The organism is Streptomyces sp. GbtcB6, from assembly GCF_019091475.1.
GTDB lineage: Bacteria > Actinomycetota > Actinomycetes > Streptomycetales > Streptomycetaceae > Streptomyces > Streptomyces hyaluromycini.
Genome location: NZ_JAGXJL010000023.1, coordinates 37,849 through 58,110, shown reverse-complemented (window position 1 = coordinate 58,110; position 20,262 = coordinate 37,849). Strand labels below are relative to the sequence as shown.

Genomic DNA, 20,262 nt, shown 5'->3' with positions numbered 1-20,262 from the left:
ATCAGCGAAGAGGTGAGGCACATGGCCAGGCTCCGCATGGGTGAATGAATTCTCCGTCGCAAACCCATCGAACACTTCGAGGAGACCGAGGTCAGCGAGGGGCCTCAGCTGGACAGGCCGCTGGGGCTGTGGCAGCTGACCGCAATCGGCGTGGGCGGCATCATCGGCGCGGGTACCGGGGGTCTGGGGGTGTCCCCCAGATAAGCACAGCACCCTCGCCGGCACGGTGGCCAACGAGACGGCGGGCCCCGCCGTGCCGGTCTCCTTCCTCATCGCCGGCCTGGCGAGCGCCTGCGCCGCGCTGTCGTACGCCGAGTTCGCCGGGCTGATCCCGAAGGCGGGGTCGGCGTACACGTACGGCTATGCGGTGCTCGGCGAGTTCGCGGGCTGGTTCATCGGCTGGGACCTGCTGCTGGAGTACACGGCGATCGTGGCGGTGGTCGCGATCGGCATCTCCGGGTACTTCGGCTTCCTGGTCGAGGAGATGGGCGCGAACCTGCCGCACTGGATGCTCGGCGCGCCGGGCACCGGGTCCGGCCACCGGGCCGACCTGTTCGCCGCCGTGCTCTGTCTCCTCATCGCCTGTCTGCTCAACCAGGGCATCCGCAGCGCGGCCCGCTTCGAGACGATCGTGGTGGTGCTCAAGGTGCTCAAGGTGCTGGTGGTGCTGCTGGTGATCGGTGTCGGCGTCTTCCACATCAGCTCGGCGAACTACCACCCCTTCTTCCCGTTCGGCGTCAGCGGCGCGTTCACCGGAGCGGCGACCGTGTTCTTCGCCGTCTTCGGGTACGACGCGATGTCGACGGCGGCCGAGGAGTCCAAGGACGCGCAGCGGCACATGCCGAAGGCGATCATCTACTCGCTGGCGATCTCGATGGTGCTGTACGTGGCGGCCTGTCTGGTCCTGACGGGCATGCAGGAGTACACGGAGATCGACCCGGAGAGCGGCTTCTCGACGGCGTTCAAGTCGGTGGGGCTGAGCGGTCTTGCGGACGTGATCGCGGTGGGCGCGATCATCGGCATCCTGACCGTCATGTTCACGTTCATGCTGGGCCTCACCCGTGTGTGGTTCTCCATGTCCCGGGACGGCCTGCTGCCCGCCTGGTTCGCCAAGACGCACCCGACGCGGCACGTGCCGACCCGGGTGACCTGGATCGTCGGGGTGGCCTCGGCGCTCCTCGCCGGGTTCGTGCCGATCGGCGCGGCGGCCGAACTCACCAACATCGGCATCCTGCTGGCGTTCGTGGTGGTGTGCGCGGCGGTGATCGTGCTGCGCTACCGGCAGCCGGAGCTGCCGCGCGCCTTCCGTACGCCGTGGATGCCGTTCGTGCCGGCGCTGGGTGTCGTCTTCTCGATCTGGCTGATCACGTTCCTGAGTGGGAGACCTGGGTGCGGTTCGCGGTCTGGTTCGTGGTCGGGTGCGTGATCTACTTCGGCTACTCGTACAAGAGGTCGCGGCCGGCCGGGCGTTAGAGGGCCCGGAGGAAGTCGAGCAGGAGGGCGTTGAAGACCTCGGGCTTCTCCAGGTTCGGATAGTGGCCGACCCCTTCGACGACCTCGGCGCGGCCGTTCGGGACCTCGCGGGCCAGGCGGTCGGCGGCGGCGAGCAGGGCGGTGGGTTCCAGGCCGCCGTTGATCGTGAGGACCGGCACGTCGATCTTGGGCACCCGGGGCCAGGAGCCGGTCACCGGGACATGCCAGTCCGGCTCGCCGGGGGTGTGCTTGGAGATCGTGCGCAGGGCCATCTCCCGCAGCCGGCGCGGGATGTCCGAGTCGAGGTCGGCGACAGCACGGTGCTCGCCGGCCACGCCCCGCAGGAAGACGTCGGCCCAGCCCTCGATGTCGCCGGCGCCCAGGGTACGGGCGTACTCGTCCTGGAGTCCCTTGTGCCAGCAGTCCGTGTACCGGAAGTCGCCGGTCGCCGCACCGCAGGTGACCACCGCGCGGACCAGTTCGGGGTGTTCCAGCACCGTGTCGGTGGCGATCACCCCTCCCATGGACAGGCCGACCAGGACGGCGGGCCCCGCGTCCAGACGGCGCAGCAGCTCCGCGAGGTCGTCGGCCCAGCGGAAGGGCCTGCTCGCGTTGGCGGAGGAGCCGTGGCCGCGCACGTCCGGGGCGATCACCCGGTACTCGGCGGCGAGCGCCGGGATCTGCCGGTGCCAGAAGCGGTGGTCGACGTACCCGGAGTGGAGCAGGACCACCGGGTCGCCGGAGCCGGTGTCGAGGTAGGCGAGGTCACCGTCGGAGGACGGGAAGAAGCGGACGTCCGCAGCACCATTCATGACAACCAAGGTGTCATCTTCGGGAGAGTTTGACAACCGGGTTGTCATGACGGGTTTGACACCCCGGTTGCCATGACGGCTCGGTGCATGATGGCCGGGTGAACGACATCGACAAGCCCCTCGCCCCCGACGAGCTGGGCGAGCGCATCACCGAGGTGTTCGATCTGATCGGCCCGCTCTACCGGCGCGCCTTCCGCAAGGTCGAGCAGGGCGAGCAGATCGAGGGGGCCTCGGTCGGGGTGCGCTCGGTGCTGGACCTGCTGCGCCGGTACGAGCCCATGACGGTGCCCCAGATGGGCCGGATCATGGCGCTGAGCCGGCAGTTCGTGCAGCGCATGGTGAACGACGCGGTGGCACACGGCTGGGCCGAGGTCACCCCCAACCCGGCGCACCAGCGCTCCTCCCTGATCCGCCTCACGGACGAGGGACGGGCGACCATCACCGCGGTCCTCGCCCGCGAGCACGCCCTGAACCGGCAGGTCGGCGGCGACCTGACCGACGCCGAGATCACCGCGTGCGTACGGGTGCTGACGCAGCTGCTGGCCACGTTCGACCACGTCGACGTGGAGTGACCGCCGCGTGACCACCGCTACTCCCCCATCACCAGCCCGTCCTTGGCGGCCCCGCGGCTGAGCACCACGTCCCGGATGGCGTCCCGGGCGGCGGTGAAGTCGGCACCCTGGCCGATGGCCGCGTTGAGGTCGACGACCCGGCCCGCGTCGAGGTCGTACAGCTGCGGGATGAACTCGGCCTTGGCCACCTCCCAGCGGCCGCCCGGACGGGTGGGCGGGGTGAAGGTGAAGCGGGCGAGGGTCGACTCGTTGCCGCGCGGGTCCTGCTGACGCTGGCTGTTGTACATCTCGCCGGCCACCTGGTCGCCGAGGCCGTAGACCACCCAGGTGCCGTTGACCTTCTCGTACGCCTGCGGGATGTGCGCGTGGGTGCCGAGGAGCAGGTCGATGTCGGGGCGGCCGCCGGTGCGCGCGGCGGTGAGCCGCTTGGCGAGGGTCATCTGCTGCTGGTCGGGGGCGTCGGTCCCCTCGGTGCCCCAGTGCACGGAGACGACGACCACGTCGGCGCCGGCCTGCCGGGCGGCACGGGCGTCGGCGAGGACGCGGTTCTCGTCGAGGAGGCCGACCGCCCAGGGCTGGCCGGGCGGCAGGGAGTTGCCGTTGACGTCGTAGGTGTAGGAGAGCTGGGCGACCCGGGCCCGGCCCGCGTTCATCAGGGTGAGGGTGCCGGCCTCGGCATCGGTGCGGGCCGTGCCGGAGTGCCGCAGGCCCACCCGGTCCAGCGCGTCGAGGGTGCGCTGGATGCCCGCGGCGCCGTCGTCGAGGGCGCGGTCGGAGGCGGTGGAGCAGCCGTCGTAGCCGGTGGCGGCGAGCGCCTCGGCGAGCTGCGGCGGGGAGGTGAGGCCGCCGGCGCGGGCGCCGTCCGTGCCGGTGACGGTCGCCAGGTGACAGAGCGCCAGGTCGGCTCGGGAGACGACGGGTTCGACACCGGCGAGCATCGGGCGGAAGTCGTAGCCGTTGCCGCCGGCGTCGAAGTTCGCGTGGTCCACCGCGGACTTCTGCGGCATGACGTCACCGGCGGCGACGAGGGTGAAGCCGCCGGTGGCGGGCACCGCGGGAGCCGGGTGGCCGGGCGGGACGGCACGCTCCTCCCGCACATGGTTCTGGCAGGCGGCTGCGGCGGCGAGAAGGGCGGTCAGGGCCAGGGCCGCCTGGCGTCTGCGATTGATCATCAGGAGCACCCCAGAGTCGCAAGCCTTGTCCGATTTACAGATCAATGGGTACGAAGGTGAGGGCGGCCGCAAACAACTCAGGCGCCCCGATTGACCCATCCGGGTCGGGTAAGGGGTGTGACGGACCGTTCGTCGCACCGTTCGCCGACGCGATCGACCGTCCGCCGCACATCCCTGTGCACCCCCTGTCCCCCGGCCGGACCCTGCGATGCCATACGGCCATGACGGCCGGAACCACCCTTCCCGACGGGACGACGACCGCCGAGCACGAGCTCGTCGCACTCCAGCGCGACCACGGCCGACCGCTCTTCGCGCTGCTGCTGCGGCTCAGCGACGGGGACCGGCAGCGGGCCGAGGACCTCGTCCAGGAGACCCTCGTACGCGCCTGGCAGCACCCCGAGGCGCTGCGCGCCGACGCCTTCGACTCCGTGCTGCCCTGGCTGCTGACCGTCGGCCGGCGGCTCGCCATCGACGCGCGGCGGGCCCGGCAGGCACGGCCCGCCGAGGTGCACGACGCCGTCCTGGAGAACACCCGGGCCATCGGCGACCACGCCGAACGCGCCGCCGCGACGCTCGACGTCCGGGAGGCTGTGAAGACTCTCACCCCGGAACACCGTGAAGTCCTGGTGCTGGTGTATTTCCAAGGGGCGAGTGTTGCGGAAGCCGCCGAGACCCTGGGGATTCCACCCGGTACCGTGAAGTCGCGGGCGTACTACGCGCTGCGCGCCCTGCGCCGGGTTCTGCCCGGTTATGCACCCGACCTGCGATGAAACCGTAAGCCAGGTCAAACCTCGGTAAAGCGCCTTGCTGAGGACCATGTTTGAGCAATCAGCTGTCTTCATCCGTGTTCCGCACCGGGAGAGGGACGGACCCGGGGTCGGGGCCACGCGCGCACCGGAGGAAGGCAGGACGGGATGCTGCACAGAGGTCAAGAGAGCACGGACGGGGCCGGAAGCGGGGAACTGGCGGTCCCGATGGCCTGGTTGTACGCCGAGTACATCGCCGACGAGCTGCTGCGCACCGGCGACCTCATGCCACCGACGTCCTTCGAGTTCCGGGCCGGCCGTGACGCGCTGGCGCTGACCATCTTCCTCTCCGACACGGACGGCGAACTGTCGGGCATCCGGGTCGTGTCCCAGTTGGAGACCTGGCTTTCGCTGACGGCGTACGACCAGCCGTGGCAGGACTGGGTGGGGGAACGTATGGCTGTAGTGAGCGCCGAGGCGCTCGAGGCGGGCGGGCCGTCACCGGACCTGGATCTGGCCGCGGCCGCCTGGCGCTGGCTGGAGGAGACCGAGCTGCTCGCGCCCGACCTGGACGCGGTGCCGGGCGGTGGTTCGGTGTTCGGCGAGGACGACGGACCGAAGGTGTGGACCCCCGCCTGGCGGCTCGGTCTGCCCCTCGGGCATCTCGCCATCCATCTTTTTTGATTCAGGACCAATCCGCGGGCCCGGCCGCTCCGAATCCGTTGATTACGATTCTGTACGTGGCTTGAGTGAAACGGCTGCCGACTGCGTACGGGTGGGAGCAAGGAACAACGAGTAACCCCCACCCGCACCCTTCGGCACGAGGATTCGTCATGAGGTCCCTGGAAAGGCATCGCGACGTCGGCGCGTACGCGCTCGGCGTGCTGGACGAGGCGGAGGCCTTCCGCTTCGAGGACCATCTCATGGAGTGCCCCAGCTGCTCGGCACACGTGACCGAGTTCGGCCCCGCGGCACGGCAGTTGATGCTGTACCGCAGGGCCACGCCGCGCTTCGTGCACCCCATGGCACAGCCCGGCCCCCGGCTGCTTGACCGCCTGCTCGCCGAGGTCGCGAGCAAGCACCGCGCCAAGCGCCGCAAGCTGCTGTACGGCCTCGCCGCCTCGGTGGTCTTCGCGGTCGCCGGCCCCGGCATCGCGACCTACGTCGGTCATGACGCCGCGCCGACCGTACAGGTCACCGCGGCCACCGACGCGCAGTCCGGTATCTGGGCGCAGGTGAAGTCGCAGGACACGGACTCGGGCAGCATGATCGAGCTGGAGGTGAAGGACCCGGACGGGCCGCGCTCCTGCCGTCTGGTCGCCGTCGGCGACGACGGCTCCGAGCAGGTCGTGACCACCTGGGCGGAGCGGGACCACGACGACCGGGTGAGCACCATGACGGGCGGCTCCTCGATGCACCCGGACGAGATCGACCGCTACGAGGTGCGCAACGCGGACGGGCAGCGCCTGGTGACCCTGGACCCCAAGTGAGCGCCGGCTACCTGAGCAGCCGGGACATCCGGCGGTCCGCGAGCGGCTTGCCGCCGGTCTGGCAGGTCGGGCAGTACTGCAGCGAGGAGTCGCTGAAGGAGACCTCGCGGATGATGTCGCCGCAGACCGGGCAGGGCTCGCCGGTCCGGCCGTGGACGCGCAGCCCGCTCTTCTTCTCGGCCTTGAGCCGCCCCGCCGCCAGGCCGTGGGAGCGCTCCACCGCCTCGGTGAGGGTGGTGCGCAGCGCCTCGTACAGCCGGTGCACCTCCTCGGGTGTCAGGGACGCGGCCAGCTTGAACGGGGACATCTTCGCCGCGTGCAGGATCTCGTCGCTGTAGGCGTTGCCCACCCCGGCGATCAGGCTCTGGTCGCGCAGTGCGCCCTTCAGCTGCCGTCGCTCGTCCCCCAGCAGGGCCGCGAGGCGCTCCTCGTCGAAGCCGGCGGCGAGCGGGTCGGGGCCGAGACGGGCGATACCGGGGACGTCCCGCGGGTCGCGGACGACGTACACGGCCAGCTTCTTCTGGGTACCGGCCTCGGTGAGGTCGAAGCCCGCGCCGGTCTCCAGGGCCGCCCGCAGCGCCAGGGGGCCCTTCCCGGGCCGGGGCGGACCGTCCGGCAGCCGGTCCTTCCACTGCAGCCAGCCCGCGCGGGCCAGGTGGGTGACGAACCGCAGCCCGCGGTCACCCTCGATGTCCAGGAACTTGCCGTGCCGGTGCACGGCGACGACCTCGCTGCCCTCGAAGGCGCCGACCGGCGGGTCGTACGTCTTCAGGACGCTGATGGCGACCGGCAGCACGCGCACGACCTGGCGGCCGACCAGGTTCTCGGTCAGGAAGTCCCTGAGCGCTTCGACCTCGGGCAGTTCGGGCATGCGTCCAGGGTGCCATCCGCTGCGCCTGCGCTCCGCCGGAAGTGCCGCATCGGGTCGTCCTACGGCTGCGGCGCCGTGGGGGCTGGTCGCGCCCACGCGGCGGAGCCGCACATGTCTCGGCCCCGCGCCCCTACGGGGCGCTGCCGTCGTCCTTCTCCGGCATCCGGAACTCGCACCACACCGCCTTGCCGCCGCCGCGCGCCTCCACGCCCCACACGTCGGCGATCCGGTCGACGAGCAGCAGCCCCCGCCCGGACACCCCGTCCTCGCCCGCCTCGCGGCGGCGCGGCAGGGCGCTGGAGGAGTCCTCGACCTCGACGCGGAGCCGGCGGTCGCTGCCGCCGAGGACCCTGAGGGTGACGATCGCGGAGCCCTCGGTGTGCATCAGCGCGTTGGTGATCAGCTCGTCGGCGACCAGCTCGATCTCGTCGGCGCGGTCCCCGGCGCCCCACGCGCGGACGGCGGCGCGGACCATGTGCCGGGCCAGGGCGAGCGCCTCGGGGTCGCCGGAGGCCACGTGCTGCTGGAGGCGGCCGACGGCCTGTGCGGTGTCGGAGCCGCGGCGGCGCAGCAGGAGCAGGGCGACGTCGTCGTCACCGCCCCGCACCTCGGCGATCTCGATCAGCACGTCGGCGAGCGCGCGCACGTCCTCGGGCCCCTCCGTGACCTGCTCGATCAGGACCTGAATCCCGTCCCCGAGGTCCTTGCCGGGCTGTTCGACGAGCCCGTCGGTGCACAGCAGCAGCGTCTCGCCGGGATCGAGCTCCAGGGTGGACACCGGGTATTCCAGGCTCTGGAACTCGGCGGACAGGCCGAGCGGCAGCCCGCCCTCGACGGGGACCCGGTGGCAGCCGCCGTCGGCGGCGCGGACCAGCGGGTCGATGTGCCCGGCGCGGACCACCTGGACGACACCGGTGGCCAGGTCGGCCTCGGCGTACAGGCAGGTGGCGAAGCGGTCGGTGTCGAGCTCGTCGAGGAAGACGGAGGCACGGGCCATCACGGTGGCCGGGGCGTGGCCCTCGGCCGCGTAGGCGCGCAGCACGATGCGCAGCTGGCCCATGACGGCCGCCGCGTGCGTGTCGTGCCCCTGCACGTCGCCGATGACCGCGCCGACCCGGCCGCCGGGCAGCGGGATCAGGTCGTACCAGTCGCCGCCGATGTCCCGGCCCAGGGAGCCGCCGGCGCTCGCCGAGCGGTAGCGGACGGCGACGTCGGCCCCGCGCACGCTGGGGATGGTGCGCGGCAGCATCGCCTGCTGGAGGCCCTGCGCGAGGTCTTTCTCCTGCTCGAAGAGCATGGCCCGCTGCAGGCTCTGCGCGATGCTGCTGCCGAGGGCGACCAGGACGGCGCGTTCCTCGCTGGAGAAGCCGAGCCGGTCGTTGTAGAGCAGGCCCATGGCGCCGATCGGGCGGGCCTGGGCGATCAGGGGCAGGTAGGCGGCCGAGGTGATGTGCAGGTCGGTGATGTGCGGCCACAGTATCGGGTAGCCCTCGGCGAACTCCTCAGGCGACTCGATGAAACGCGGGCTGAGGGTGCGCACCACCTCGCCCATCGGGTAGGGCTCCTCTATCCGGGTGATCAGGGTGCCGGGCACGAAGCTGCCGGCCGGCCCCTCGGCGACCAGCCGGATCCGGCCGGCCTCGACCAGGCCCATCACCAGGCTGGTCGCGCCCAGGTTGGGGATGCCGTGGGTGTCCTTGAGGACGTCGATGACCTCCTGGACGCTGCTGGCGTGCGCGAGCGCCGCGGTGACCGCCTGGACGACGCCGGTCTGCCGGCGCAGCGCCTGCCCCTGGGCGTCCCGCAGGTTGCGGACCTCGCTGTCCTCCAGCTCCTGGGTGGCGTCCCGGACGATCCCGACGACCCGGCGCGGGCGGCCCGTCTCGTCGCGCCGGATGTAGCCCTGGGTGTGGGTCCAGCGCGGGGTGCCGTCGCGGCGCCGGATGCGGAAGTACGTCCCGTAGTTCTCGCTGCCGTCCTTGATGGCCTGGGACACCACCGCGTCCAGCCTGCTGGACTCCGCCGGGGGTACCCGGGCGGCGAGGGTCTCGGGACGGCCGTCGTACTCCTCGGGAGTCAGGTCGAACACCTCGTACGCCTGGGCGTCCAGGTGGAACAGGCCGGCGTCGAGGTCCCAGTCGAAGGTGCCCATGTGGTTGAGCGCCAGGATCAGGTGGTCCAGGTGGGCGGGCCAGTCGTCCGGGAGTGACGGAGCCCTCGCTCCCCGATCAGCCATGGGGCCACCATGCCAGGGGAACCCCATATGGGCAATTCCTCCCCTATTGTCTGTTTCACTCGCTCGGGTTACGCAAGCGGGGAGGCGCGGTACACAGGGTGACAGGCCCCCCGCCGATCCGGGGGCCGCACAATGGAGAGAGGCAGGAGCGCACGGCCGTGGACTGGTTCACCGCACCCGGGTACTGGTTGAGCCGGCTGGTCTTCCAGCGGGCTCTGGCCGGCGTGTACCTCGTCGCGTTCCTGGCGGCGGCGCTGCAGTTCCGGGCCCTGCTGGGCGAGCGCGGGATGCTGCCGATCCCGAGGTTCGTCGCCCGTGCCCCCTTCCGGCGGGCGCCGAGCCTCTTCCATCTGCACTACTCGGACCGCTTCTTCGCGGGCTGCGCCTGGGCGGGCTGCGCGGTGTCGGCGGCGCTGCTGGCGGGAGCGGACTCCGAACTCCCGCTGTGGGCCGGGATGGTGCTGTGGCTGATCCCCTGGGCCCTGTACCTCTCGATCGTCAACGTCGGCCAGACCTGGTACGCGTTCGGCTGGGAGTCGCTGCTCCTGGAGACCGGCTTCCTCGCCGTCTTCCTGGGCAACGACGAGGTGGCCCCGCCGGTCGTCGTGCTCTTCCTGCTGCGCTGGATCCTGTTCCGGGTGGAGTTCGGGGCGGGCCTGATCAAGATGCGCGGGGACGCCTGCTGGCGCAAGCTGACCTGCCTCCACTACCACCACGAGACCCAGCCGATGCCGGGCCCGCTGAGCTGGTTCTTCCACCACCTGCCGGGACCGGTGCACAAGGCGGAGGTGGCCGCGAACCACGTCACCCAGCTGCTGGTCCCCGTCCTGCTGTTCACCCCGCAGCCGATCGCGACGGCGGCCGCGTCCCTGATGATCCTCACCCAGCTCTGGCTGGTGGTCTCCGGCAACTTCTCCTGGCTGAACTGGATCACCATCGTGCTGGCCCTGTCGGCCCTCCGGCTGCCCACGGACCACCCCACAGCGCCGCCCACCCCGCTCTGGTACGAGGTGGTCGTCCTCGCCGTGACCGCGCTGCTCCTCTACCTGAGCTACCACCCGGTGCTGAACATGGTCTCCCGCCGCCAGGTCATGAACCGCTCCTTCGACCCGCTCCACCTGGTCAACACCTACGGCGCCTTCGGCACCGTCAGCCGGGTCCGCTACGAGGTGGTGGTCGAGGGCACGCTGGACGGCACACCGCGCGAGGACTCGGACTGGCTGGAGTACGAGTTCAAGGGCAAGCCGGGCGATCCCCGGTACTGGCCACGCCAGTTCGCGCCCTACCACCTGCGCCTGGACTGGCTGATGTGGTTCGCCGCCCTATCCCCCGCGTACGCCGGCGACTGGTTCGGCGGCCTGGTGGAACGCCTCCTGGAGAACGACCGCGACACGCTCCGGCTGCTGCGCCGCTCCCCGTTCCCGCCCGACGAGCCGCCGCGCTTCGTCCGCGCCCGCCTCTTCCGCTACCGCTACACCAGCTGGCGGGAGCTTCGGGAGACGGGCGCGTGCTGGGAGCGGACGTACGTACGGGAGTTCCTGCCGCCGACGCGGCTGGCGGGGGCCGCTCAGAGGCGGTAGACGCGGGCGGCGGTGGTCTCGAAGACGGCGGTGCGGTCGGCCGGAGCGATCAACTCGGTTGCCGCGTCGAAGACTTCGCCGTACGTCCCGGCCAGGACGCACACCGGCCAGTCCGAGCCGAACATCAGGCGGTCCGGGCCGAAGGCGTCCAGGACCGTGTCGGCGTACGGGCGCAGGTCGTCGACGGTCCAGGAGGCGGGGTCGGCCTCCGTGACCATGCCGGAGAGCTTGCAGACGGTGTTGGGCAGGGCGGCGAGGGCGCGGACGGCGGAGGCCCAGGGTTCGCGGGTGCCGGCGGCGATGGGGGGTTTGCCCAGATGGTCCAGGACGAAGGTGAGTTGCGGGTGGGTGTCGGCGGCCTTGACGGCGGCCGGGAGCTGGTGAGGCTGGACGATGAGGTCGTAGACCAGGCCCGCGTCGGCGAGCGCGGTCAGACCCCGGCCGACATCCGGACGCAGCAGCCACTCCGGGTCGGGTTCGCCCTGGACCTGGTGGCGGATGCCCTTCAGGTAGGGGCCGCCGGGGAGTTCGCGGAGGCGGGCGAGTTCTTCGGCGATGTCGGGGCGGGTGAGATCGGTCCAGCCGACGACCCCGGCGACCAGGTCGTGGGTGTCGGCGATGCCGAGGAACTCGGGGGTCTCCTCGGGGACGGTGATCGTCTGGACGAGGACCGTGCGGGTGACCCCGGCCGCCGCCGCCTCGGGTTCGAGGTCCTCGACGGTGAAGTTCCTTCTGAGCGGCTGGAGTTCGGGGCCCGTGATCCAGTCCTGGTCGCGTACCGAGAGGTCCCAGACGTGGTGGTGGGCGTCGATCGTCATGACAGCTCCCATACGACGGGCAGGCCGGCCTCCGAGCCTGCCTCGGAGTAGTCGTGGACGACGTCGAGAAGCTCGGCCATCCGGGCCTGCCAGGCCACGTTGACCGGGAGTTTCTCCAACTCGGCGAGGAGGCGGCCGTAGTCGGCGCAGTCCAGGACGTGGAAGAGGTCGGTGCCGCTGCGCCAGATGGTCCAGGAGGTGGCGCCGGCGGCCCGGATGGCGTCGGTGAGTTCGGCGGGCACCTCGCGGTGGGCGGCCTCGTACGCGGCGACGCGGTCCGCGTGGACCTTGGTGTGCAGGGCCACTCTCATGACGGGTCCGCCCCGGGTACGGGGGCGTCGGCGGGCAGCAGGCCGGTGGCGTGCAGCTCCTGCCAGAAGGCGGCGGGGACGTGCGTGGCGAACTGCTCCGCCCCGTCCGCGATCTCGGCCGCCGAGCGGGCGCCGACCAGGACGCTCGCCACGGCCGGGTGGGCCGCGCAGAAGGCGAGGGCGGCGGCGCGCAGGGTGGTGCCGTGCTGTTCCGCGAGCGCCTTGAGACGCAGGGCCCGGGACAGCAGCTCGTCGGACACCTGGGCGTAGTTGTAGGTGGCGTCCGGCTTCGGATCGGCCAGCAGGCCGGAGTTGAAGGCGCCGCCGATCACCACCGAGGTGCCGCGCTCCTCGGCGGCCGGGAGCAGATCGGCGAGGGCGCTCTGGTCGAGGAGGGTGTAGCGGCCCGCGCACAGCACCACGTCGATGTCGGTGTCGCGCACGAACCGGGTGAGCATGGCCGTCTGGTTCATGCCGGCGCCGATCGCGCCCACGACCCCCTCGGCGCGGAGCTTCTCCAGGGCCGGGTAGCCCTCGCGGAAGGCCTGCTCGGCGTGGTCGTCGGGGTCGTGCAGGTAGACGACGTCGACCCGGTCGAGGCCGAGCCGCTCCAGGCTGGCCTCCAGGGTGCGGCGGATGCCGTCGGCGGTGAAGTCCCAGACCCGGCGGAGGGTGTCGGGCACGGCGAAGCCGTGGGCGAGGTCGTCGCCGTCGCCGGGCCCCGGCTCCAGCCGGCGGCCGACCTTGGTGGAGAGGGTGTACGCGTCCCGGTCGTACTGGCGCAGGGCCGCGCCCAGCCGCCGCTCCGACAGCCCCAGGCCGTAGTGCGGGGCGGTGTCGAAGTAGCGGATGCCCTGCTGCCAGGCGGCGGTGACCGTGTCCTGTGCCTGCTGGTCGGGGATCTCGGTGTAGAGGTTGCCGATCACTGCGGCGCCGAGGCCCAGGGGGCTGACCCGGACGCCGCTGCGGCCGAGGGCGCTCACTGGCCCACCGGCCGCAGCCGCAGGCCCTGCATGCCGCCGTCGACGGCGAGGGAGGTACCGGTGGTGGCGCCGGACAGCGGGCTCGCCAGGTAGGCGATGGCACCGGCGACCTCGGCGGCGGAGACCAGGCGGCCGGCGGGCTGGCGGGCCTCCAGGGCGGCGCGTTCGGCGGCCGGGTCGGACGCCCGGTCGAGGAGCCGGCCGATCCACGGGGTGTCCGCCGTACCGGGGTTGACGCAGTTGACGCGGACGCCCTCGCGGACGTGGTCGGCGGCCATGGCCAGGGTGAGGGAGTACACGGCGCCCTTGGTGGCGCTGTACAGGGCGCGCTGCGGCAGGCCCGCGGTGGCGGCGATGGAGCAGGTGTTGACGATCGCCGCGTGCTCCGAGCGGCGCAGGTGCGGCAGGGCGGCGCGGGCGGCGCGGACCATGCCGAGGACGTTGACGTCGAAGACGCGGCGCCACTCGTCGTCGTCGTTGTCCTCGACCGTGCCCTGGGCTCCGATGCCGGCGTTGTTGATCAGGACGTCGAGGCCGCCGAGGGCCTCGACGGCGCTCTCCACGGCCGTCCGCACGGAGGCGTCGTCGGTGACGTCGGCCCGGAAGCCGAGCAGCGGCTTCTCGACGGAGGACGGGTCGAGGTCGAGGACGGCGACCTGGGCGCCGCGCTCGGCGAGGAGGTCGGCCGTGGCCCTGCCGATCCCGGAGGCTCCTCCGGTGACCAGGGCCTTCAGCCCCTCGAAGTCGGTCATGCCGCCTGTCCCTTCTGCGTTTCCGGATCGGCGGCCCAGAAGGTGCCGCCCGGATAGGTGTACTCCGCGACGGACTCCGGTCGCATGGCGGCCGAGAAGCCCGGTGCGGTGGGTGCCGTGTAGTGACCTTCGCGGATCACCACCGGATCCAGGAAGTGGTCGTGCAGATGGTCGACGTACTCGATGACCCGGTCCTCGGTGGTGCCGGAGACGGCCAGGTAGTCGAACATCGAGAGGTGCTGGACGAGTTCGCACAGTCCGACGCCGCCCGCGTGCGGGCAGACCGGCACGCCGAACTTCGCGGCGAGCAGCAGGATGGCGAGGTTCTCGTTGACGCCTGCGACCCGGGCCGCGTCGATCTGGACGATGTCGAGGGCGCCGGCCTGGAGCAGCTGTTTGAAGACGATCCGGTTCTGGACGTGTTCGCCGGTGGCGACCTTGACCGGGGCGACCGCGCGGCGGATCGCCGCGTGGCCGAGGATGTCGTCGGGGCTGGTGGGCTCCTCGATCCAGTACGGGTCGAACTCGGCGAGGGCCTTGGTCCAGCGGATCGCCTCGTCGACGTTCCAGCGCTGGTTGGCGTCGACGGCCATCCGGATGTCCGGGCCGACGACGGCACGGGCGACCCGGCAGCGCCGGATGTCGTCCTCCAGGTCGGCGCCAACCTTCAGCTTGATCTGCTTGAAGCCGTCGGCGACCGCCTGGGCGGCGAGCCGGGTGAGCTTCTCGTCGTCGTAGCCGAGCCAGCCCGCGGAGGTGGTGTAGGCGGGGAAGCCGCGCTCAAGGAGGCGGGCCCGGCGTTCGTCCGCGCCCTCGCGGCCCCGGCGCAGGATGGCGAGGGCCTCCTCGGGGGTGAGGGCGTCGGTGAGGTAGCGGAAGTCGATCTGGCGGACGATCCACTCGGGCTCGGCGTCGGCGAGCAGCTGCCACAGCGGCTTTCCGGCGCGGCGGGCGGCGAGGTCCCAGACGGCGTTGATCACCGCGCCGATCGCCATGTGCATCACGCCCTTCTCGGGGCCGAGCCAGCGCAGCTGGCTGTCGCCGATCAGGTCCTGGTAGAGGGATCCGGGGTCGTCGCAGATCTCGTCGACGGGCCGGCCGAGCACATGGTTCCGCAGCGCGTCGATCGCGGCGACCTGGACGTCGTTGCCCCGCCCGATGGTGAACGTGAACCCGTACCCCTCGTGCCCGTCGGCGGCGTCGGTGCGCAGCACGACATAGGCCGCCGAGTAGTCGGGGTCCGGGTTCATCGCGTCGGAGCCGTCGAGCTCGCGCGAGGTGGGGAAGCGGATGTCGTAGGTTTCGAGCGCGATGACGCGACTGGAGGGGCCGGGGCTCGGGGACACGGATTGCCTTTCCGTCGGGGGGAGTGCGGGACGCGGGCCGATCAGTCCTGGGCCCGTCCCGTGGTGACACGGGCGATCATGAGGGCGACGAGGATGATGCCGCCGTAGATGGCCTGGATCCAGAACGACGGCACCTGCGCCAGGGTGAGCAGGTTCTGCACGACACCCAGAAGGAGTACGCCGGTCAGGGCGCCGAACATGGTGCCCTTGCCGCCGTCCAGGCTGATGCCGCCGATCACCGCCGCGGCGAACACGGTGAAGATCATGTTGTTGCCCTGGTTGGCGCTGATCGCGCCCACGTACCCGGTCTGCATGATCCCGCCGACGGAGGCGAGGACACCGGCCACCATGAACACCCCGAGCATCACGCGGTCGACGCGGATGCCGGCGGCGCGGGCCGCGTCGGCGTTGCCACCGATGGCGTAGAGGGCACGGCCGACCCGGTGGTACTTCAGCACGAGCCCGGTGACCGCGAAGGCGACCGCCGCCAGCCACACCGACATGGGGACGCTGAGGAAGGTGGAGGTGGCCAGGGTGAAGAAGCTGTCGGGCATCCCGAACAAAGTCTTGCCCTTGGTGGCGCCGACCAGCACACCGCGCAGCACGATCAGCATCGCGAGCGTCACGATGAACGCGTTGAGCTTGAACTTGACGACCAGGATGCCGTTGAAGGCACCGACGGCCGCGCCGACGACCAGGATCGCCACCATGGCGAGGGCGGCCGGGAACTCCGTGCCCCAGCCGGACTCGGCCGACGGCAGCACCAGGAGGGCGCCGACGGCGGGCGCGATGCCGACGACCGACTCCAGGGAGAGGTCGAACTTGCCGGTGATCAGTACCAGCGACTCGGCGAGCACCACCATCGCGAGGGCGGCGGATGCGCCCAGGATGGAGATCAGGTTGCGCTCGGTGAGGAACGAGTCGTTGACGACCGCGCCGAGCACCATCAGCAGCAACAGGGCCGGGACGAGGGCGAGTTCACGGGCCCTGCGCAGCAGGACGGTACGGGCCGCGCGCGGGTCCGGGGAGCGCACCGGGGTGAACACCGGGGCCTTGGTCTCAGCCATGGTCCACTCCTTCGGGCATGGAGTCCACTCCTTCTATGGAGGCGATCAGCTCGTGGTCGTGCCAGCCGGCCGGGTGTTCGGCGACGATCCGGCCGTGGAAGAGGACGAGGACGCGGTCGCAGCGGCGCAGGTCGTCGAGTTCGTCGGAGACGACCAGCACGGCGGTGCCGTCCTCACGGGCGCTGTCCACGCGGGCCAGCAGGGACTCCTTGGACTTCACGTCGACGCCCGCGGTGGGGTTGACCAGGACGAGCAGCCGGGGGTCGGAGGCGAGGGCGCGGGCCATCACGACCTTCTGCGCGTTGCCGCCGGACAGGTCGGAGACGGGCTGTTCGGGGCCCTCGGCGTGGATGTCGAGGCGTTCGATGAGCCCGGTGGCGAAGCCGCGCTTGCGGTCGGTCCCGACGAACCCGCCGCGGCCGAGCCGGTCAAGGACGGTCATGGTGGCGTTGTCGCCGATGCTCATCCCTGCCACCAGGCCCTGGTCGTGCCGGTCCCGCGGGACGAAGCCGACGCCGGCCCTGAGCGCGGCCCGCACATCGCCGAACGGCAGCTGCTTCTGTTGTAGTTGTGCGGTTCCGCCGGTCGGGGTGCGCAACCCGGCGATGGTCTCGGCGAGTTCGATCTTCCCGCTGCCGCTGGTGCCGGCGAGGCCGACGACCTCGCCGCTGCGGACGGTGAGATCGATGCCGTCGTACGACTCCGATGTGAGCCCGCTGGTGCTGAGGACGACGGGCGCCTCGGCGGCCACCGCGTCCCGCGGCCGCTGCTCCTGCCGGGTCACCGCCTCCCCCGCCATCGCCTCCACCAGGGCGGCCCTGGGCAGGTCGGCGACGGGGGCGGTGATGATCCAGCGGGCGTCCCGGAGCACGGTGACCGTCTGGCAGACCTCGTACACCTCCTGGAGGTGGTGCGAGATGAACAGGAAGGTCACGCCCGAGTCCTGGAGCGCCCGCATCCGGCTGAACAGCCGCTCGATCTCCCGGTTGTCGAGCTGGGCGGTCGGCTCGTCGAGGACGATGAACCGGGCGCCGAAGCTCAGCGCCCGGGCGATCTCGACCATTTGGCGGTCCTCGACCTTGAGGTCGGCGGTGCGCGCCTCGGGGTCGACACGGACGTCCCAGGTGTCGAGGAGCGCGGCCGCCTCGCCGCGCAGCCGGCGCCAGCTGATGAAACCCCGGTGCAGGGGCTGCCGGTTGATGAAGAGGTTCTCGGCGACCGTCAGCTCCGGTACGACCGTGGGCTTCTGGTAGACGCAGGCGACCCTGCGCCGCCAGGCGTCCCGGTCGGCGAGCGGGGGCGCCGGTTCGCCGTCGAAGCGGACCGTGCCCTCGTCCGGGGCCTGGAGGCCGGTGAGGACGTTGACCAGGGTGGACTTGCCGGCGCCGTTGCGGCCGACGAGGGCGTGGGACTCGCCCGGCAGCACGGTGAGCCGGCCGTCGGCGAGGGCGACGGTGGGGCCGTACCGCTTGACGATGTCCCGGGCCTCAACGAGTGGCGTGATCATTTGACCGTGTTGCCCCACAGCTTCGGGTCGTCCACGTTGTCCTTGGTGACCAGGGGCGCCGGGAGCTGGTCCTCCAGGATCCCGCCGGCCAGCTTGACGATCGTGGAGTCGTGGTCGGTCGGGCCCGGCTTGAACGTCTTCCCCTCCATCGCCGCCTTGATGTAGTACATGCCGTACTTGGCGTAGGCGTCGGCGGGCTGGGAGACGGTCGCGTCGATCTGGCCCTTGCGGATGGCGTCGAACTCCTGCGGGATGCCGTCGTTGGAGACGATCACTATGTGCCCGCTCTGCCCGGCCGTCTTGAGCATGCCCTTGGACTTCAGGGTCTGCAGGGTCGGGGCGAGGTAGACACCGCCGGCCTGCATGTAGATGCCCTTGATGTCGGGGTTGGCGTTGAGCAGGGTGCTCAGCTGGGAGGCGGCCGTGTCGGACTCCCACTTGGCGGGGATCTCCAGGACCTTGAGCTTCGGGTACTTCTTCTTCACGCAGGAGCGGAACGCCTCGGAGCGGTCCCGGCCGTTGACCGAGGCCAGGTCGCCCATGATCTGCACGACCTTGCCGCTGGTGACGTGCTGGCCGAGGTAGTCGCAGGCCTTGGTGCCGTAGGCGACGTTGTCGGCGCGCACCACCATGGCGACCTTGCCCTTGTCGGGCGCCACGTCCACGGCGACCACCGGCACGCCCTTGCGCTCGGCCTGGTCCAGGCCCGCCTCGATGGCCGCGCTGTCCAGCGGCGCGACGACCAGGCCCTTCACACCCTGGTTGAGCTCGTTGTTGATGTCGGTGATCTGCTGCGAGGGGTCGCTGTTGGAGTTGACCGTCTTCAGCGCGTCCACACCTTCGGACTTCGCCATCTTGGGCACGTAGTCGTTGTACGACTGCCAGAACGGCGAGGTCAGCAGGGGCAGGATCACCCCGACCTTGCCGGTGCCACCGCCTCCGGCGCTGCCGCTGCCGGTGTCGTTCGTACTACCGCAGGCGGCGAGCACGAGCGAGGCGCCGACGGCCAGGGCCGTCGCACCGGTGATCCGGGACCTGTTCCGCTTCCTCAGTGTTCTGCCGGGCATCTTGGCAGCTCCTCATCGAGCGTGTTCGAGCAGATGACGGCATACTTATCAGACCACTCGACGGATTCAACACCCCACAGACGCTAATTTTCCGTCGATGAGCCGTCGAACGAGCCATAGTGGTCCGACCACCTCGCTGGTTAGACTTCGGCGCACCGGCGACAGGAGGAGTGGCGTGGCGGACACCGGGGAAGCAGAGAACGGCGTGGGTGCTCCGCAGAAGGGCACGGTGACGCAGCGCGCCATCGAGCGGATCAAGGCGATGATCGCGGAGGGCCGGCTGGAGCCGGGCCAGCGGCTGCCGACGGAACGGGACCTCGCCGCCCAGCTGGGCATGTCCCGCAGCTCCATGCGCGAGGCGATCCGCGCGCTCACGGTCCTGGGCGTCCTGGAGGCCCGGCACGGCTCCGGCATCTACGTCACCCAGTTGGAGGCGGGTGACCTGCTGGAGACGTTCGGTGTGGTCGCCGATCTGTCACGCGGGCCGCAGCTGGTGGAGCTGCTGGAGGTGCGGCGGGTACTGGAGTCGACGGCGACGGCCCTGGCCGCGGCGCGGATCACGCCCGACCAGCTGGCCGAGGTGGAGAAGCACCTCACGGCCATGAACGCGACGGACGATCCCGAGGAGATCCTCGCGCACGACCTCGCGTTCCATCGGGTGATCGCGGGCGCCGCGGGGAACGACACGATGGCCGCGATCCTGGAGGGGCTGTCGTCGCGGACCTTCCGGGCCCGGGTGTGGCGCGGGTACGAGGAGGAGGGGGCGTTCGCACGGACGCGCCGGGAGCATGCGGCGATCCACCGGGCCCTGGTCGCCCGGGACCCGGAGGCGGCGAGGGCCGCGGCGGCCGCGCATGTGGGCGAGGTGGAGCAGTGGCTGCGGACCCAGGTGGGTGAACAGGCGTGAGCGCCGGCGACGGAGCCGGCGCGCCGGCTCAGGCCCCGGACCCGGCCCCGGGCGGGTCCGGCCTGCGCCCCTGGCTCTCGGACCACTCGCGCAGCTCGTTGTCGCCGACCTCCTCGATCGCCGACTGGAGTGCCTGACGGGCCGCCGCGTCACGGTGGGGTTCGGGCACGAGCAGATAGCGGTCGACCGCTCGGCGCAGGGTCTCCCGCGCCTGCGCGGCCAGCACCCAGCGGGCCCCGGGGGCGAACAGCTGCCGTACTCCCGTGAAGAAGACGGCACCGCCCGCGATCACGGCGGTCAGCCAGGCGGGCGCGTGCAGTCCGGCGGCCACCACCGTCACCGACGTGGTGGCGAGCGCGCCGACCTCGGTGCCGTAGTGCAGCCGCCGGGCCCGGGAACCGGTCCTCGTGTAGAACCCCAACTCCCGTCGGGCGAGGGCCAGCAGAGGATCCGGTTCGGCGGCCCAGGACTCGTCGGAGATCGTTCTGCTTGTCATCGCCACATCATCGCGGGCGCGACGGCGCGGGTGGAAGCGGGTTGGGAGCGCACGCC

General features: G+C 71.4%; 19 protein-coding genes and 1 pseudogene. 7 read left to right on the top strand and 13 right to left on the bottom strand.

The features are described from left to right. Nucleotides 1-48: 48 nt before the first annotated feature. Nucleotides 49-1,473 (top strand): annotated as a pseudogene (locus KVT45_RS32705) (amino acid permease). Here KVT45_RS32705 and KVT45_RS32700 read toward each other — a convergent pair. Then, nucleotides 1,470-2,285, bottom strand: a complete 816-nt coding sequence (locus KVT45_RS32700; protein WP_217552764.1) for an alpha/beta fold hydrolase — start codon at nucleotides 2,283-2,285, stop codon at nucleotides 1,470-1,472. The pseudogene KVT45_RS32705 and the gene KVT45_RS32700 sit on opposite strands and share 4 nt — an antisense overlap. 98 nt (nucleotides 2,286-2,383) lie before the next feature. Between KVT45_RS32700 and KVT45_RS32695 the strand changes: the two genes are divergently transcribed. Then, the gene (locus tag KVT45_RS32695; RefSeq protein WP_217552763.1) at nucleotides 2,384-2,857 is read left to right on the top strand and encodes a MarR family winged helix-turn-helix transcriptional regulator; all 474 of its coding nucleotides are present in this window, start codon (nucleotides 2,384-2,386) and stop codon (nucleotides 2,855-2,857) included. 17 nt (nucleotides 2,858-2,874) lie between these two features. Here the strand turns inward: KVT45_RS32695 and KVT45_RS32690 are convergent, their stop codons facing one another. Next, nucleotides 2,875-4,029, bottom strand: a complete 1,155-nt coding sequence (locus KVT45_RS32690) for a CapA family protein (RefSeq protein WP_217552762.1) — start codon at nucleotides 4,027-4,029, stop codon at nucleotides 2,875-2,877. Nucleotides 4,030-4,250: 221 nt separating this feature from the next. On the opposite strand from KVT45_RS32690, the gene KVT45_RS32685 reads away from it, so the two are divergent. The 3 genes from KVT45_RS32685 to KVT45_RS32675 all read left to right on the top strand — a co-directional run bounded on the left by KVT45_RS32685 (nucleotide 4,251) and on the right by KVT45_RS32675 (nucleotide 6,265). Further along, nucleotides 4,251-4,799 (top strand): sigma-70 family RNA polymerase sigma factor, encoded by a 549-nt coding sequence (locus KVT45_RS32685; RefSeq protein WP_217552761.1) that lies wholly within the window; start codon nucleotides 4,251-4,253, stop codon nucleotides 4,797-4,799. A gap of 144 nt (nucleotides 4,800-4,943) precedes the next feature. Continuing rightward, nucleotides 4,944-5,459, top strand: a complete 516-nt coding sequence (locus KVT45_RS32680) for a hypothetical protein (RefSeq protein WP_217552760.1) — start codon at nucleotides 4,944-4,946, stop codon at nucleotides 5,457-5,459. Nucleotides 5,460-5,608: 149 nt separating this feature from the next. Continuing rightward, a complete protein-coding gene (locus KVT45_RS32675; RefSeq protein ID WP_217552759.1) occupies nucleotides 5,609-6,265 on the top strand; it encodes a zf-HC2 domain-containing protein in 657 nt (218 codons plus the stop codon). Nucleotides 6,266-6,272: 7 nt separating this feature from the next. On the opposite strand, the gene KVT45_RS32670 is transcribed toward KVT45_RS32675, so the two are convergent. After that, entirely contained in the window at nucleotides 6,273-7,136 is an 864-nt protein-coding gene (locus KVT45_RS32670; protein WP_217552758.1) for an Fpg/Nei family DNA glycosylase, read from the bottom strand. A gap of 130 nt (nucleotides 7,137-7,266) precedes the next feature. Continuing rightward, nucleotides 7,267-9,372, bottom strand: coding sequence for a SpoIIE family protein phosphatase (locus tag KVT45_RS32665; protein WP_217552757.1), 2,106 nt, complete (start codon nucleotides 9,370-9,372; stop codon nucleotides 7,267-7,269). Nucleotides 9,373-9,530: 158 nt separating this feature from the next. On the opposite strand from KVT45_RS32665, the gene KVT45_RS32660 reads away from it, so the two are divergent. After that, nucleotides 9,531-10,952 carry a lipase maturation factor family protein gene (locus tag KVT45_RS32660; protein ID WP_217552756.1) on the top strand — a complete coding sequence of 474 codons (1,422 nt, stop codon included), beginning with the start codon at nucleotides 9,531-9,533 and terminating at the stop codon, nucleotides 10,950-10,952. Here the strand turns inward: KVT45_RS32660 and KVT45_RS32655 are convergent. Genes KVT45_RS32655 through KVT45_RS32620 form a run of 8 tightly spaced genes read right to left on the bottom strand, consistent with a single transcriptional unit; the run spans nucleotide 10,940 to nucleotide 18,803 of the window. Continuing rightward, nucleotides 10,940-11,770, bottom strand: coding sequence for an amidohydrolase (locus KVT45_RS32655; RefSeq protein WP_217552755.1), 831 nt, complete (start codon nucleotides 11,768-11,770; stop codon nucleotides 10,940-10,942). The two genes, KVT45_RS32660 and KVT45_RS32655, sit on opposite strands and share 13 nt — an antisense overlap. Next, nucleotides 11,767-12,081: an L-rhamnose mutarotase gene (locus tag KVT45_RS32650; RefSeq protein WP_217552754.1), complete on the bottom strand. Its 315-nt coding sequence runs from the start codon at nucleotides 12,079-12,081 to the stop codon at nucleotides 11,767-11,769. Before KVT45_RS32650 ends, KVT45_RS32655 begins: the two co-directional genes overlap by 4 nt. Then, nucleotides 12,078-13,064: an aldo/keto reductase gene (locus KVT45_RS32645; RefSeq protein WP_217552753.1), complete on the bottom strand. Its 987-nt coding sequence runs from the start codon at nucleotides 13,062-13,064 to the stop codon at nucleotides 12,078-12,080. The genes KVT45_RS32650 and KVT45_RS32645 overlap by 4 nt, the downstream gene beginning before the upstream one ends. Then, a complete protein-coding gene (locus tag KVT45_RS32640; protein ID WP_217552752.1) occupies nucleotides 13,061-13,816 on the bottom strand; it encodes an SDR family NAD(P)-dependent oxidoreductase in 756 nt (251 codons plus the stop codon). The genes KVT45_RS32645 and KVT45_RS32640 overlap by 4 nt, the downstream gene beginning before the upstream one ends. Continuing rightward, nucleotides 13,813-15,162 carry an L-fuconate dehydratase gene (locus KVT45_RS32635; RefSeq protein WP_217552751.1) on the bottom strand — a complete coding sequence of 450 codons (1,350 nt, stop codon included), beginning with the start codon at nucleotides 15,160-15,162 and terminating at the stop codon, nucleotides 13,813-13,815. Before KVT45_RS32635 ends, KVT45_RS32640 begins: the two co-directional genes overlap by 4 nt. Nucleotides 15,163-15,203: 41 nt before the next feature. Continuing rightward, nucleotides 15,204-16,229 (bottom strand): ABC transporter permease, encoded by a 1,026-nt coding sequence (locus tag KVT45_RS32630; protein WP_217552750.1) that lies wholly within the window; start codon nucleotides 16,227-16,229, stop codon nucleotides 15,204-15,206. Next, entirely contained in the window at nucleotides 16,222-17,736 is a 1,515-nt protein-coding gene (locus KVT45_RS32625; protein ID WP_217552749.1) for a sugar ABC transporter ATP-binding protein, read from the bottom strand. Before KVT45_RS32625 ends, KVT45_RS32630 begins: the two co-directional genes overlap by 8 nt. After that, nucleotides 17,733-18,803 (bottom strand): sugar ABC transporter substrate-binding protein, encoded by a 1,071-nt coding sequence (locus KVT45_RS32620; RefSeq protein ID WP_217552748.1) that lies wholly within the window; start codon nucleotides 18,801-18,803, stop codon nucleotides 17,733-17,735. The genes KVT45_RS32625 and KVT45_RS32620 overlap by 4 nt, the downstream gene beginning before the upstream one ends. Nucleotides 18,804-18,978: 175 nt before the next feature. Here KVT45_RS32620 and KVT45_RS32615 point away from each other — a divergent pair, with 175 nt between their 5' ends. Further along, nucleotides 18,979-19,710, top strand: coding sequence for a FadR/GntR family transcriptional regulator (locus tag KVT45_RS32615; RefSeq protein ID WP_308310924.1), 732 nt, complete (start codon nucleotides 18,979-18,981; stop codon nucleotides 19,708-19,710). A 28-nt stretch (nucleotides 19,711-19,738) separates the two neighbouring features. Here the strand turns inward: KVT45_RS32615 and KVT45_RS32610 are convergent, their stop codons facing one another. Continuing rightward, the gene (locus KVT45_RS32610; protein WP_217552747.1) at nucleotides 19,739-20,206 is read right to left on the bottom strand and encodes a DUF4231 domain-containing protein; all 468 of its coding nucleotides are present in this window, start codon (nucleotides 20,204-20,206) and stop codon (nucleotides 19,739-19,741) included. Nucleotides 20,207-20,262 lie beyond the last annotated feature (56 nt).